We start from the raw sequence: 14,251 nt of genomic DNA, 5'->3' as shown, positions 1-14,251 counted from the left end.
ACAAAATAAGGTGGGGTACATTTCATTAACCCACCCTACAGGATCTGATTTTTTAGAAAAATTGGGGATCTAATAGCGAGCAACCTCACCTAAACCTTGCTCATTACCTGAAAAGCCGAAATATATGTGATCTCAATACTTTCCCCATAAAGCTCATTCATCTTTTCTCGTAAACCAGCAAATAAAGCATCCCGAATTGTAGCTTCTAACTTTAAATATGGTGAAAGAGTACCTAACAGCAGTAAATAATCATCAACACTATAAGTTACTTGACAGATAAAATGATCAGATACTAAATCTTTAAATTTACCGGAAGCTAGGGCTTTTTCTCCGAAAGATTTAACTATTTTTTCTTGCGTTGTTATATCTTCATATCTTGCTGAAGATGGAGCATGAATTTTATAAACTTGATACAAAGTTTGGTATACTTCATAATTAGGTTGAGGTGTCATATTCCACAACAAAATTAAAGCACCGTCATCTTCTAAGGCATCAGCAGTTTTTGTATAAGCTGTTTCAGGGTTCATCCAATGAAAAGAAGTTCCTGCTAAAACAGCATTAAATTTCTTTGGTGCTAATTTCCATTCTTCAAAAGTTGTCTGCTGAATCTCTATATTTGGATATTCTGCACAATTTTTTCTAGCAAACTGACAAGCTGCTGGGCTTGGTTCTAAACAAACCATTGGAAATCCTAGTTGAGCAAAAGATATAGTTGCATTCCCCGGACCACATCCTAGCTCAAGAATCTTGCTATCAGAAGTAAGTTTAGCAATTTCAACAGCACTTTTAATGATTGCTTGGGGATAGCGTGGTCTGACTTTATTATATGCTTCTGCGACAGGAGAATACCAGTTTTTTCTCAGTTCTAAGTCTTGGGAATATAACTTTTTAAGTTGATCTAATTTTTGCATAAATACTTAAGTAGTACTACTACAGAAGAAATTATCTATTTGAGGGAAGAAACTCTTAGAGGTGAACTATGAGAGAATAAAGGGATTTCACACACATTAAAGAATAGCTAAATATTTTGCCATGGGCGCTGATGATATGATAAGGTTTATTCTCTTTTATAGTAGTAAAATATGTATTTAGGACAATTAAACTTACACAGCACGCAGAAATAAAGATTTCTGGTTTTATAGGTTTATAAGAACGCTCCGTCTTGACTTAATTCAGCTATAAGATACTGTATATATTCTATAGTCATTATATTGAACTCAATTGTAAGAGTAATTATCCAAAAAGCAATAAACATACCTATCTAAACAATGTTTGTACCTGCAAAAGCACACACTCAAGCTGAACTCAGATTAGCTATAGTTCGTAACCCACTAGTAGTAACGCCAGAAACAACGGTAGTGGAAGCGATCGCTCAAATGAGTGGTGTCAGATCAGTGTGTTCAGTTTCCCAAGCCACTGACAGCAAACAAGAAAGCTTACTAGCAGAGGTACGTTCAAGCTGTGTCCTAGTTGTAGAAAATAATCAACCGATAGGGATTTTCACAGAAAGAGATGTGGTGCGACTCAGCGCCCAAAGACGAAAATTAAACAACCTAGCCATCCGCGATGTTATGGCTCATCCTCTTGTCACCTTGTACGAGTCGGAGTTTACTGACCTCTTTTTTGCCATTAATCTACTCCAACACCATAAAATTCGTCATTTACCAGTGATTGATGAGCAAAATCAACTGATGGGACTGCTAACTCATGAAAGTTTGCGGCAAAAATCACGGCCTGTGGACTTGTTGCGGCTGCGTCTTGTTAGTGAAGTGATGACAACAAAGGTGATTTGTGCTGCTCCTCATATTTCCATATTAATGATCGCTCGCTTAATGGCAGAAAACCGCATCAGTTCTGTCGTCATCGTACAAACACAGGCATCCCTAATCATTCCCATCGGTATTGTCACTGAGCGTGATATTGTCCAGTTTCAAGCCTTAGACCTAAATTTTGAAACCTGTCTAGCAGAGGCAGTCATGAGTACGCCGATTTTTTGTGTTAAGGACGATGAATCTCTGTGGAACGTACAGCAGATAATGGAGCAGCGATTGATTCAGCGTTTAGTGGTGACAGGAATAAATGGAGAATTGTTAGGCATCGTTACCCAAAGTGATATATTACAAGTTCTTAACCCCTTAGAATTATATAAATTAACAGAAATTTTAGAACAAAAAGTATCGCAATTAGAAGCAGAGAAAATAGAACTGCTAGAAAATCGCACCGTTGAACTAGAAGAGGAAGTAGGTGAGCGCACCATTGCACTCAGAAAAAAAATAGTGCGCGAGCAGTTAATTACTAAAATTGCTTCTCAAATTCGGTCATCTTTAAATTTACAAGATATTCTCAATACCACAGTTGCAGAAATGCGATCGCTCTTGCAATGCGATCGCGTCATTATTTACCAGTTCCGTCCTGACTTTAGCGGTACAGTTATCGCCGAATCCATAGTTGCAAATGGAGTGTCTATTCTCCATAATGAGCCTCAAGATCCCTGTATTACCCCAGAATGGCTGGAACCTTACCGTCAAGGGCAGATTCGGGTTATTAATGATATCCATTGCGAATCCATGAGTGATTGCTATCAGGATATGCTCATCGAGTTGGATATTCGCGCCAAACTCATGGTTCCTATCGTCATAGCAGAACAGCTTTGGGGATTGATATTAACAAGTTACCGCGATCAGCCCCACAATTGGGAACTTGAAGAAATCGAACTGGTGCAGCAACTGTCGATTCAACTTTCAATTGCTATTCAACAAGCAAACACTTACCAACAGTTATATCAACTCAATCAAGAATTAGAAAATCAAATTCAAGAACGTACTAAAGCTTTACAAACCAGTGAAGCCAAATACCGAAATTTGGTAGAAGCAGCTACTCATGTGACTTGGTTATGCAACACAAAGGGAGAATTGATCTACCTTTCACCGCAATTTCAAGAGTTATTTGGCTGGGAAGTAGAAAAATTTTATGGACAATCGTTCATATCATTAATCCATCCAGATGACCGCCCATACATGATTAGCACTTCTGAAGAGTTGGGCAAATCTGATAAGAATTTAGTAAGTGCAGAATTCCGTCATCTCCATCAAAATGGTAGCTATATTTGGGTGGAATCCAAAGCTTCAAACCTCAAAGATGCAAGCGGTGTAATCATAGGATGTCAAGGCGTACTTCTTGATATTAGCGATCGCAAGCAAACAGAAAAAATAATTAAGCAGCAAGCAGAAAGAGAACATTTGCTGTATCAGACCACCCAACGCATTCGTCAATCTCTGGATTTGGCTACTATTTTTAATACTGCGACTCAAGAAATCCGACATTTCATGAATGCAGATCGGGTAGGAATTTTTCAATTAGATCCTGATAGTAATTTTAATGATGGTAAATTTGTCTCGGAATCTGTAGTTGCAGGCTTTACATCTGCTCTAGCGACTCAAATTCATGACCACTGTTTTGGTGAACAATATGCTGCTAAGTATCAGCAAGGACGAATTCAAGCAGTAGACGATATTGACAATGCTGGACTAACAGATTGTCATCGAGATGTTTTGGTGCAATTTCAGGTTAGAGCTAACTTAGTTGTGCCATTGCTACATGGAGAAAATTTGTGGGGTTTGTTGTGTATTCATCAATGTTCTGAAACCCGTCATTGGCAGGAGTTTGAGATTGAACTTGTCAACCAAATAGCCAATCAATTAGCGATCGCCATTCAACAATCTATTTTATATGAGCAAGTACAATCTGAACTAATTATTAGAAAGCAAGCTGAAAATGCAATATCACTGCAACTACAACGGCAGAAAATTATTCAGGATATCACTCAGCAAATTCGCTCTACGCTAGATGTAAACCATATTCTTGCCACCGTTACCCAACAAGTTAAAGAATTAATGCAAGTGGAACGGGTGATTGTCTTCCGTCTGTTTCCTGAAGGCAGAAGTCAAATTGTGGAAGAAGTCGTTTCTAGCGGGTATGCAGCCCTGAAGAATCATCATTGGGAAGATGAAAAATGGTCACAAGAGATTTTAGACTGCTACTGGCAGGGAAAACCCCGGATTGTTCCTGATGTGATCAACGATATCTGGACACCTTGCTTAGTAGAATACTCCACTCAAGGAAATATTCAGTCTAAAATTGTCGCTCCCATCTTACAGGAACTTGGAGAAAACGAAACCGGACGCTGGGTAAGTTCTGAGCATAAACAGAAACTGTGGGGTGTGTTGGTTGTTCATGCTTGTAGCACAAAACGTATTTGGGAAGAAGATGAAGCCCAATTGTTACAACAAATAGCCAACCAATTAGCGATCGCCATTCAACAAGCGGATCTATTTGAGCAATTGCAACTGTCTCTAGTGCAAGAAAAGGAAGTCAGCAAAATGCGATCGCGCTTCATTACTATGGCATCCCATGAATTTCGCACACCTTTAGCCATTATCGCCTCATCTACAGGCATTGTACAAAAATTTCAAGAGCGTCTGACCGCAGAAAAACAACAAGAACATCTAGGAACCATTCAAAAAACCATTAAGCATATCATCCAACTTCTTGACGATGTTCTCATGATTAATCGTACTGAAACCGAGAAGATGGAATTCAACCCAGAAGCATCAGATATCATTGCTTTTTGTCATCATCTCACACAGCAAATAGAAGCCTCTGGCAACAAACACGTAATAGAATTTTCATTCAAAGCCAGTAAGCCAATATTAATATTAGATAATGTTTTCATAGTACAGTTTGACAAAAAAATCCTCCAACAAATTCTCACCAATATCTTGACAAATGCTATTAAATATTCTCCTCAAGCAAACTTAATTAAATTTGATCTGATTATAGAAAATGACAAATTAATCTTTAAAATCAAAGATTCTGGTATCGGTATTCCAGAAGACTACAAAATTAATTTATTTGCACCTTTTCATCGAGCTTCTAACGTTGGCAGTATCTCTGGTACAGGCTTAGGGTTGTCCATAGTCAAAAAGTGTGTTGATCTGCACAAAGGGGAAATTACCTTAGACAGCAAACTAGGAAAAGGAACAACATTTACAGTCAGTATTCCTTACAGCAGAATTTAGGAGTTCGGAGTCAGGTGTTCGGAGTCAGGAGTCAGGAGTCAGGAGTTTCTCCTATGCCTACGGCACGGCTTCGCCGAACGGAGACGCTACGCGAACGGAGTTCGGTGTTCGGTGTTCGGAGTAAAACTGGCTTGGTGTCTGGCTTTGACCTTAGATTCTGTATCTCATTGATCTGCAATCCGTTGTATTTACAGCTATGAAAAAGCTCAATTTTATTTTTTTAACAATAAAAATTTTCTCAATTCTTCTATTGATAAAGGGGGACTAAAAAAATATCCTTGAATTACATCACAATTATTTTGCATTAGCCAATCCAACTCATTTTTTGTTTCTACTCCTTCCGCAACAATATTAAGATTAAGATTATTAGCTGTCTGAATTATACTCTTCACAAGAGCTTGTTTATTTTTAAATTGGTCAATATTAGTAATAAAATAACGATCTATTTTCAGGCTATGAAAAGAAAAATCTTGCAGATATTTAAATGATGAGTAACCTGTACCAAAATCATCAATTGAGATTTTTATACCCTGATTGCTTAAATTATCTAATTTCTGTTTTACTAATTCAATATCTTGAATAAATACTGATTCAGTCAGTTCTAATTCGATAGATTCAGGAGCAATTCCTATTTTTTTAATAATGTCAATAATTCTTTTACTAAAGTTTTCTGTTCTGAACTGACAAGCTGATATATTTATAGCCATATTAAAATTATTAAATTGTTCAGATTGCAAAAGTTTAAATTCTCTACAAGCTGTTGCGATGATCCATTCTCCCAAGGGAATAATAAAACCAGATTTCTCCGCAATGGGAATAAATTCTGCTGGAGAAATCGTTCCATATTCTGGATGTTGCCAACGAATTAGCGCTTCTACACCAACAACTTTCCCTGTGCTAATATTGATTTGAGGTTGATAATAAAGCTGAAATTCATTTCTCTCTAAAGCAGGTATTAAATCAGCTTCTAAAATAACTTTTTGGCGGAAGTTATCTAGTATCTCTTGACTATAAAAATGATATAAATTTGTATCTTGAGGTTGATAATATTCAAGAGCAAATTCTGCACGAGTTAATAATTGGCTGACTTGTAATCCATCATTTGGATAACAAGAAATCCCGATTTTAGCTTGAAGAAATACTTTTTGATTGCTAATAAATAATGGTTCTAATAAATTATTTAAAAATTGTTGAGCAATATCAGTAATAGTCTTAATTTCTTGAATTGGTTTTAATAAAATTACTAGTTGATTTGTTTTTAACTGAGCTATTAGGTCAATCAAATTATTCTGCAAATTTAAATCTTTTAATCTTCCAGACAATATTTTTATAAGAAAATATTGCATACTGGTTTCAAAAAATAATTTGTGAGGATAAAGAATATCTATATCAATAAGTAAAAATGGCAGCATTTGTTGCTGGCTATAAACTTGTAAACGGTTTTGATTAAATTTCTCTTCTAAACAAAGTTGATTAGGTAAACCGGTTAAGCTATCATGACGAGCTAAATATACCAGTTCAGTTTCCATCTGCTGAACCTGATTGATATAGTGTTGGGTAACAGCTTGACGTTTTTTGAGTTGTGTCTTAATGGCTTGCAGGAGTTCAGAGGCTTCAAAAGGCTTGGTTAAGTAATCATCAGCACCAAGTTCCATTGCTTGACGCAGATCACATCGCTCGGCTTTAGCCGTCAAAAAGATCAAAGGAATTGTGGCATTAACTGGATTTTGGCGCAATGTTTGAATTAAAGAATAGCCATCTAATCTAGGCATCATCACATCACAAATAATCAGATCAGGCTGATGCTGTTCTGCCATCTGTAAACCTAGCCATCCATCTTCTGCGGTGATGCTAGAGAATCCTTCCAAGTCGAGAATTTGCTGAATAAGCTCTCGCATGAGAGGATCATCTTCAATGATCAAAATCTTGTTCATTTGCTAAAGTTTAATTAGAGGTAGGAATTTTGATTGTTTATTCAATATTGATGCTTTTTTATTCATAAAAAATTCTCCTTTCTATATTCGGTGAAAAAGGAGAGATAGTCAACTGCTATAATGCAGGAATTACACAGAATTATTTTTAGTAAGTTTAATTAAAATTCAGTAAAATTGCAGATAAAAGCAAAAATAGAGATTATCAGTGATGAAGTAAGAATTATAGGAGTTATGCAGTCAATGCTCTTGTAAGGTGCGTCAGGCTTGATAATGCGGGATCTGATGCACCCTACTAATAACTGAGTTCGACATAAGATAATTTGTGGAAAACTCTCCCCCAGTAGGAGTCTCAAACCCTTATTCTCTCGATTGAAAAAATCATAACTCCTAACTCCTAACTCCTAACACTGAACTCAGGTACTAATAAGTCAGTTACATAAATTATGGATTATAGTAATTTTCTCTATCCTATTTTCTCAAACTCCTGCTAAAAGTTACTAAGATCAGAAGCGAGGTCAATCCAAAATTCGTAGATTAACATGACATCAACATTACCAGAACCCCCTGCAAACGAATTACCCAACTGGGAAGAAGAATTGGACAGCGCCATTTTTACCTTTGAAGATATTCAGTCTGAACTCAACTATAAACAAGCCAAAACGGCGCTGAGAAATTTAGTTAATAGTCTCGACCTCACTGTCCAAGAAAAATCTGGATTGGAGGCAGAAATTGCCGACCTAGAAACCATGCTCTTAAAATTAGAAAGTATGGTGGTGCAAATTGCTGCTTTTGGGATGGTGGGACGTGGTAAATCTTCTTTGCTGAATGCTTTAGTTGGTGAATCAGTTTTTGAAACTGGCCCTTTGCATGGTGTTACCCGTACTGAACAAAAGGTGAATTGGAGAATTACAGAAGAAACAATTGGTAAAAAAGAAAAAGCTTTGCGAGTGACTTTAGGTACTAGTAGTCAGTCTCAAGTTGAATTAATTGATACTCCGGGATTAGATGAAGTTGATGGGGAAACTCGTGCGGTGTTGGCTGAACAGATAGCAAAACAAGCGGATTTAATTTTGTTTGTGATTACTGCTGATATCACAAAGATGGAACATGAGGCACTTTCTCAATTGCGGGAAGCTGGTAAACCGATTATTTTGGTGTTTAATAAAGTTGACCAATACCCAGAAGCCGACCGGATGGCAATTTATCATAAAATCCGGGATGAGAGGGTGCGGGAATTGGTTTCACCTGATGAGATTGTAATGTCTGCGGCTTCACCTTTGGTAAAAACAGCGGTGCGTCGTGCTGATGGGACTAGGGGAGTACAGTTGCGTTCAGGTGATGCTCAAGTTGATGAATTAAAGCTGAAAATTTTAGAGATTTTACAACGTGAGGGTAAAGCTTTAGTGGCTTTAAATTCGATGCTTTATGCTGATACGGTGAATGAGCAGCTTGTGCAGCGGAAATTGATGATTCGGGAAGAGAATGCGAATCAGTTGATTTGGAAAGCGGTGATGACTAAGGCTGTTGCGATCGCTCTCAATCCTGTGACTGTAGTTGATATACTTAGTGGTGTAGTCATTGATATCGCTTTAATTCTCGGTTTATCTCAACTCTACGGCATCCCCATGACAGAAAGCGGTGCTGTACAGTTGCTACAAAAAATTGCCCTGAGTATGGGCGGTATCGGTGCCAGTGAACTACTAGCAAATTTAGGTTTGAGTGGTCTAAAAAGTTTACTGGGTATCTCTACATCAGCTACAGCCGGAATTGCCCTAGCCCCCTATATATCCGTAGCCATCACTCAAGGAGGAGTTGCGGGAGTATCTTCTTATGGCATTGGACAAGTTACTAAAGCTTATTTAGCTAATGGGGCAACTTGGGGGACAGAAGGGCCGAAAGCAGTAGTGACTAAAATTTTGGCAAATCTGGATGAAACTTCAATTCTCAACCGCATTAAAGATGAGTTGTTGACAAAGGTGAAAGTGAGAAAGCGGTAATTGGTAATTGGGGAGGAAGGTTATTAAAAATCCCTGATCTACCTGTAACCTATCACCTACCTATCTTCTTTTTCCTTGAAAGAAGCTAACCATTCTCTCATTTGTTCTTGGGCGACATCACGGCCACCTAAACCAAATGCTAAAGCAATAGCGACAGCGATCGCACCAAATAACAACCCAAAGGCTAAATTCACGATATCAGGCGCAACCCCAATCTGTTGCAGTGCCATTGCTGAAACCAAGGCAATGATCGAAATCCGCGCTACTTGTGCCAAAACTCTGGCTTGGGAATTTCCAGAACTGCTAATAATGCTAAAAGCCAGATTTGCCAAAAATAACCCAATCGCAAATACTATCAATCCCGCTAAAATTCTTCCCAAGATAATGACAATACCTGTCACCAATGATGTTAATGCGGGAATATTTAAAATATTCACTGCTGCCACAGTTGCAAACAGCATGATCCCAACTAAGACGATAATTCCAGCTACTTCTGATGGCGTGCGGGTTGGGGCTGTGGGTTGTTCGGAATAAACTGCTTGCTGGTTGAGTGATGGCAAACCCAAGACGGTGAAAATGTTGTTAAAGCCTAAGCTGGTGAGGATAGTTGTCACTAATTCTGAGACAAACCTACCCAGAAAATAGGCAACAATGATAATTCCTGCTGCTGTGAAAATACTAGGTAAAGTATTGAGAACCTGTTGCAGCATGATAATTGCCGGTGCAGAAATCGCCTCAATTTTTAAAGCATTGAGTGATGCGATCGCAACAGGAATCAAAATTAAAATATAGACAATCGTGCCGATAATCTTGGATAAAGATTGCATCCCCGCAGCTGGAGATAGCCCAAACCGACTTCCTACATGATCAATCCCCGTTGTATGTAGTAAATTTGTGACAATCCGCTGCACGATATTGGCAATAAACCAACCAACTGTACCAATGAGAATTGCCGCTAAAATGTTGGGCAGAACTGAAAGAATCTGTGTAGTTAAAGCTTGTACTGGCAGTAGTGCCTCTTGAAGTCCTAAAGTTTCCAGAAGTAAGCCCAGAAACAATAAAAAGATGAACCAATACAAAGCATTACCAATAGTCTCACTGAGAGACAATTGATTCGTGCTGGGTGTACCATCTTGGGTTTCTTGACTCAGACGCTCATCAAATCGTAACGTCTGTAATGTCCGAATAGTCAATAGCCTGACGATAGTTGCTAAAAACCAAGCCACACCCAAAATTATGCCCGCACCAACTACTTGAGGCAAAAAGCCAATCAGTTGATTGAGGAAATTATTCAGTGGTCTGGAGGCTACTTCTAGGCCTAAACTCTGTAAAACAGCTACTACTGTCAACAGAATTATACTCCAAAAGACTAGCCCAGAGATTAGCTTCTCAATCTGGGGAGCATCTTGACTACCAGTGATTCCAGCAGCAATTCGGTTATCTATTTTTGTGCGATTGAGGATTTTTTCTATGGCCTTGGATGCGATCGCACCAATCAGCCAACCAACTAACAAAATCACAGCCAACCCCAGCAACCGAGGAGTAAACAGAATTAGTTGTTCAACAACTCCTTGAACATCAGCAACTCCTTTACTTACCTCTGATGTTTCAGTTTGTAAACTTGACGATTGTGCTAAAAATTGCTGCACCCGGTTCGACAAACTAACTTCTTTCAACTGGGTTATTCCTTGCCAAGTTGTGTTCATGGTTTTTCGATATTTTAGGTTTTCGTTGCATACACTGGAAACGCTTACAGGAGCGATGTTTCACTGCAATTGCAAACTTCCATAAGCTCATTAGTGTTTACCTATTCATTTACCAGTAAGCACATACATTGATATTTATTTTAAGTGTATTTGCTGAGGTTTATGAATTAGTTTTTGATTCGCTCAAGATATTAACTGTAAAAAATGAATCATTTTTGTGAATTACACAGTAAATATTCGGAACCTATGACACCATACAAGAACCAGGGTCTAAAACGAAACGTCTGAAAGATAGATTTATTTCCTCCAGGTATTCCTGGCAAATGCGATAATAAATGCATATTTAAGCTAAAAAATCATGAAATTTGTCGGCATTGATTTTGGCTGGAAATCCCAACCCAGTGGACTATGCTGCTTAGAACTGATAGATGAAAAACTGCAACTACTAAATTTAGATCGCCAAGAAGCGATTGCAGACATCCTCACATGGATAGATAAAATTGTACAAGCAGATGAAAGTGCAATTATTGCTGTAGATGCACCCACCCTGATCCCCAATTCTACAGGCAGTCGTTTACCAGATAAACTTAGTCATAAATACTTTGGTAAATATCACGCTGGCTGTTATCCCGCCAATCAAAACTTACCATTTGCCGAACGGACAATCAACTTTGGTTTAGAATTAGAAGCACGCGGTTTTGCACACGCACCAAGCATCGAACCGCAAAAACCCAACAGATATCAAATCGAAGTTTTCCCCCACCCAGCCATAGTAAATCTATTTAAATTAGAACGCATCCTCAAATACAAAAAAGGACGAATTAGCGATCGCCGTTCAGAACTAATCAAACTATATAATTATATCCTCGATATCCTCCCAACACTTTCCCCTCCTCTGCGTCTCTGCGGTTCGTTTCCTTCCGAAATACCCACCACAGGTGCAGCACTCAAAGCCACAGAAGATAAACTAGATAGCTTAATTTGTGCTTATGTAGCTGCCTACTGGTGGTATTGGGGAGAAAAACGCAACCTAGTTTTAGGAGATTTAACCACAGGTTATATTGTTATTCCCCAAAGAATTTGTATCTAATTTTTCCATAGATTTTTGTCGTGTTCTGAATAGACATCTCCAAAATAGTAATATTCTGTGGTAAAAGAGAGGATAAGAGATTTTTGATACACAAATATGAGTAGTCTACTGAATTATATTGAAGAGAATCAAAAAGAAACACAGAGGTTGATTGGACTGGAGTATGTGGAGCTACAACAGTTAATCGAAAATGCAGAAAACTTACACAATGAGAAACAAGGTTTATTAGAAGCAAGAAAAATTAGAATTATTGCAGGTGGAGGTGGACGTAAACCCAAATTATCTATCCGTGAACAAATAATTTTAACCTTGGTGTATCTGAGGCACATGACAACATTTCAACTGCTGGGGATTCAATTTGGAGTCAGCGAATCTACAGCCAATAGTACATTTAATTACTGGTTGCCACTCCTAAGAGAATTACTGCCATCTAGTTTACTTGAACAAGTAAAAAAAAACGCATCTGACTATGAAATAGTTAAAGAGATACTGACAGACTATGAATTAATTGTAGATAGCTATGAGCAAGTCAGGGAAAGACCTGGAGACAATCAAGAACAAGAAAAATATTACTCTGGCAAGAAGTGTCATCATACATTTAAAACTCAGATGGTTATCTTGCCAGATGCCAGTGACATAGTTGATGTAGTGGCTGGGGAAAAAGGTCCCAAAAGTGATATTACTTTATTCCGAGAACATCGCTCAAAGTTTGACCAAAACCAAAGATTTAAGGGAGATTTAGCCTATCAAGGAGAAGATTTAATTTCTACTCCCATTAAGAAACCAAAAAAGCGAGAATTAACCATTGAACAGAAAGAAGAAAACCAGAAATTCTCAGCCAAACGGGTGTTTGTTGAACACCGTATTCGTTCCGTCAAAATATTTCGAGTTGTCCAGGAACGATTCCGGTTAAATCCTCACAAATATGAACAAGTAATTTTGACAATTTGTGGCTTAGTCAGATTACGAATTGGCTCCCTCATATTACCAACAGAAATAAATCCCTTAACCCCTGGCTAAAATTGACGCATATAACTTCGTATTTTTATCTTGTTACTATCAGTAAATATCTCAAACACCTATTCTATCGTCTACATTAGCTAGTTTGCAATCCTGGCTTTTGCAGTTTGTCAGCTAGTCACAAAGCGGCTTTGATAGTTTTCGGAGATGTCTAATGAGTCAGGAAAGATTCACAACAATTCATATTATTTACGTTTAGTAATTAACCAACCGAAAATGATAAATAAGCAAGTAGCAATGATACTTAAAACTAAGGATGCGTAAAAAGGATGAGGTGGATTATGGGGAGAGATAAAAGCAATAGGACGGTTAATTTTTTCAATATTTGAAGTAACTACACCAGAAACTATCCCACCACCACCAAAACCAATTCCTAATATTTGAATAGTTTTTTCTAAAGAGCAATCGCTCTCCGTTTGTTCTATTTCCACTATACCACGAATACAGTAGCATTCTCATAAGCAGCGATCGCATTTTCCAGATTCTCGGCTTTATCTCCCCTGATTCTGTATAAGTAGGCAGTCGCTAGATTATTTTGCGTGGTTGCCCAACTTTCTGGGGAAGTAGTACGGGTAAAAACAGTGGAAGCGATTTCATAACCAGTAATAGCAATTTCCATATTATTGGCTTTATTGCCCAAAGGAAATTGTTGAATCAGATTACTAAAATTAAATATATCTACAGTGATTGATTCTGCTGAGTCTGGTTCTGCTTCCGCTAGTGTATTTGTTGCCCAAGCCTGTAATAATTGAGCAAAAGTCAGATTCAGTTTGTCTGTATTTGCTGCCAGTAAGGGGTAAACTACCTGGGGGTTGCCTTGACTTTCTGCGGTGGTTTTTAATACTGCTAATAAAAATTGTAAATAGGTATCTATATCTGCTTCAGTAACTTGATTTGTCTGGGTATTTCCATTTAGGGGTATATCTAACTCTTGACTTAGTTGAGACGCTAAAGCCAGTAACCAGTTAGCTGTATTTTCCTGTCCTTCTTGGGTAAACATCCCTGCTACCGCTACCACCATTTGTAAAAAGCCAGCATCTAATAATTCGTTATTAGCTGCTAATATTGCCGGTTCTTCCCCATTTGGGCAACTTAGCAGTTGTTGAATTAGCTGTTGATATGCCTGGAGACGCTGTTCATCCATAAATTAGGGGTAATGTAGGGTAGCATTTACATGATGCTTCAATAGTATTTTCCCCCATGGCGGACAATTTTATCCTGTAAATCTTGATTCTGACAAAAAATCATCAGCCGGTGCGTCAGATGTCAAATTTCTGTTATTTTGATAAATCATCGAATCTGACGCACCCTACAAAATCTCCAAAATCCTTATCCTGTGAATCCTTAAATCCTGTAAATCCTGATTCAGACAATTGCTAGTTTATAATTAATCTAAATGTAACTTTTCCATTTACCAAAGAGGTAT

General features: G+C 37.9%; 10 protein-coding genes. 5 read left to right on the top strand and 5 right to left on the bottom strand.

Annotated features, from left to right (window positions below; translation table 11 throughout):
- Positions 1-89: 89 nt before the first annotated feature.
- Positions 90-911 (bottom strand): class I SAM-dependent methyltransferase, encoded by an 822-nt coding sequence (locus AC012T_RS15080; protein ID WP_487059541.1) that lies wholly within the window; start codon positions 909-911, stop codon positions 90-92.
- 357 nt (positions 912-1,268) lie between these two features.
- On the opposite strand from AC012T_RS15080, the gene AC012T_RS15075 reads away from it, so the two are divergent.
- Both AC012T_RS15075 and AC012T_RS15070 read left to right on the top strand, forming a co-directional pair.
- Positions 1,269-5,078: a GAF domain-containing protein gene (locus AC012T_RS15075; protein WP_487059539.1), complete on the top strand. Its 3,810-nt coding sequence runs from the start codon at positions 1,269-1,271 to the stop codon at positions 5,076-5,078.
- 53 nt (positions 5,079-5,131) lie between these two features.
- On the top strand, positions 5,132-5,278 hold the full coding sequence (locus tag AC012T_RS15070; RefSeq protein ID WP_487059537.1) for a hypothetical protein: 147 nt from the start codon (positions 5,132-5,134) through the stop codon (positions 5,276-5,278).
- Between the two features lie 12 nt (positions 5,279-5,290).
- Here AC012T_RS15070 and AC012T_RS15065 read toward each other — a convergent pair whose 3' ends face one another.
- Positions 5,291-7,012 carry an EAL domain-containing response regulator gene (locus AC012T_RS15065; protein WP_487059535.1) on the bottom strand — a complete coding sequence of 574 codons (1,722 nt, stop codon included), beginning with the start codon at positions 7,010-7,012 and terminating at the stop codon, positions 5,291-5,293.
- A 539-nt stretch (positions 7,013-7,551) separates the two neighbouring features.
- Between AC012T_RS15065 and AC012T_RS15060 the strand changes: the two genes are divergently transcribed.
- On the top strand, positions 7,552-9,009 hold the full coding sequence (locus AC012T_RS15060; protein WP_487059533.1) for a GTP-binding protein: 1,458 nt from the start codon (positions 7,552-7,554) through the stop codon (positions 9,007-9,009).
- A 56-nt stretch (positions 9,010-9,065) separates the two neighbouring features.
- Here AC012T_RS15060 and AC012T_RS15055 read toward each other — a convergent pair whose 3' ends face one another.
- A complete protein-coding gene (locus AC012T_RS15055; protein ID WP_487059531.1) occupies positions 9,066-10,715 on the bottom strand; it encodes a mechanosensitive ion channel in 1,650 nt (549 codons plus the stop codon).
- 358 nt (positions 10,716-11,073) lie between these two features.
- Between AC012T_RS15055 and AC012T_RS15050 the strand changes: the two genes are divergently transcribed.
- Together AC012T_RS15050 and AC012T_RS15045 are read left to right on the top strand one after the other, a co-directional pair.
- Complete coding sequence (locus AC012T_RS15050; RefSeq protein WP_487059529.1) at positions 11,074-11,805, top strand: DUF429 domain-containing protein; 732 nt, start codon at positions 11,074-11,076, stop codon at positions 11,803-11,805.
- Positions 11,806-11,901: 96 nt separating this feature from the next.
- Positions 11,902-12,825, top strand: coding sequence for a transposase (locus AC012T_RS15045; protein ID WP_487059527.1), 924 nt, complete (start codon positions 11,902-11,904; stop codon positions 12,823-12,825).
- A 185-nt stretch (positions 12,826-13,010) separates the two neighbouring features.
- Here the strand turns inward: AC012T_RS15045 and AC012T_RS15040 are convergent, their stop codons facing one another.
- Both AC012T_RS15040 and AC012T_RS15035 read right to left on the bottom strand, forming a co-directional pair.
- Positions 13,011-13,256: a hypothetical protein gene (locus AC012T_RS15040; RefSeq protein WP_487059525.1), complete on the bottom strand. Its 246-nt coding sequence runs from the start codon at positions 13,254-13,256 to the stop codon at positions 13,011-13,013.
- Positions 13,256-13,969 carry a hypothetical protein gene (locus AC012T_RS15035; protein WP_487059523.1) on the bottom strand — a complete coding sequence of 238 codons (714 nt, stop codon included), beginning with the start codon at positions 13,967-13,969 and terminating at the stop codon, positions 13,256-13,258. Before AC012T_RS15035 ends, AC012T_RS15040 begins: the two co-directional genes overlap by 1 nt.
- Between the last annotated feature and the right edge of the window lie 282 nt (positions 13,970-14,251).

The organism is Anabaena sp. EIM26 (assembly GCF_057568715.1).
This window is presented reverse-complemented; position numbering and strand designations above follow the sequence as displayed.

Excerpts from the sequence above, each read along its gene's own strand:
- AC012T_RS15050 (WP_487059529.1), top strand. The coding sequence starts at position 11,074 with ATGAAATTTGTCGGCATTGATTTTGGCTGGAAATCCCAACCCAGTGGA.
- AC012T_RS15045 (WP_487059527.1), top strand. The coding sequence starts at position 11,902 with ATGAGTAGTCTACTGAATTATATTGAAGAGAATCAAAAAGAAACACAG.
- AC012T_RS15060 (WP_487059533.1), top strand. The coding sequence starts at position 7,552 with ATGACATCAACATTACCAGAACCCCCTGCAAACGAATTACCCAACTGG.
- AC012T_RS15055 (WP_487059531.1), bottom strand. The coding sequence starts at position 10,715 with ATGAACACAACTTGGCAAGGAATAACCCAGTTGAAAGAAGTTAGTTTG.
- AC012T_RS15065 (WP_487059535.1), bottom strand. The coding sequence starts at position 7,012 with ATGAACAAGATTTTGATCATTGAAGATGATCCTCTCATGCGAGAGCTT.
- AC012T_RS15080 (WP_487059541.1), bottom strand. The coding sequence starts at position 911 with ATGCAAAAATTAGATCAACTTAAAAAGTTATATTCCCAAGACTTAGAA.
- AC012T_RS15035 (WP_487059523.1), bottom strand. The coding sequence starts at position 13,969 with ATGGATGAACAGCGTCTCCAGGCATATCAACAGCTAATTCAACAACTG.
- AC012T_RS15070 (WP_487059537.1), top strand. The coding sequence starts at position 5,132 with ATGCCTACGGCACGGCTTCGCCGAACGGAGACGCTACGCGAACGGAGT.
- AC012T_RS15075 (WP_487059539.1), top strand. The coding sequence starts at position 1,269 with ATGTTTGTACCTGCAAAAGCACACACTCAAGCTGAACTCAGATTAGCT.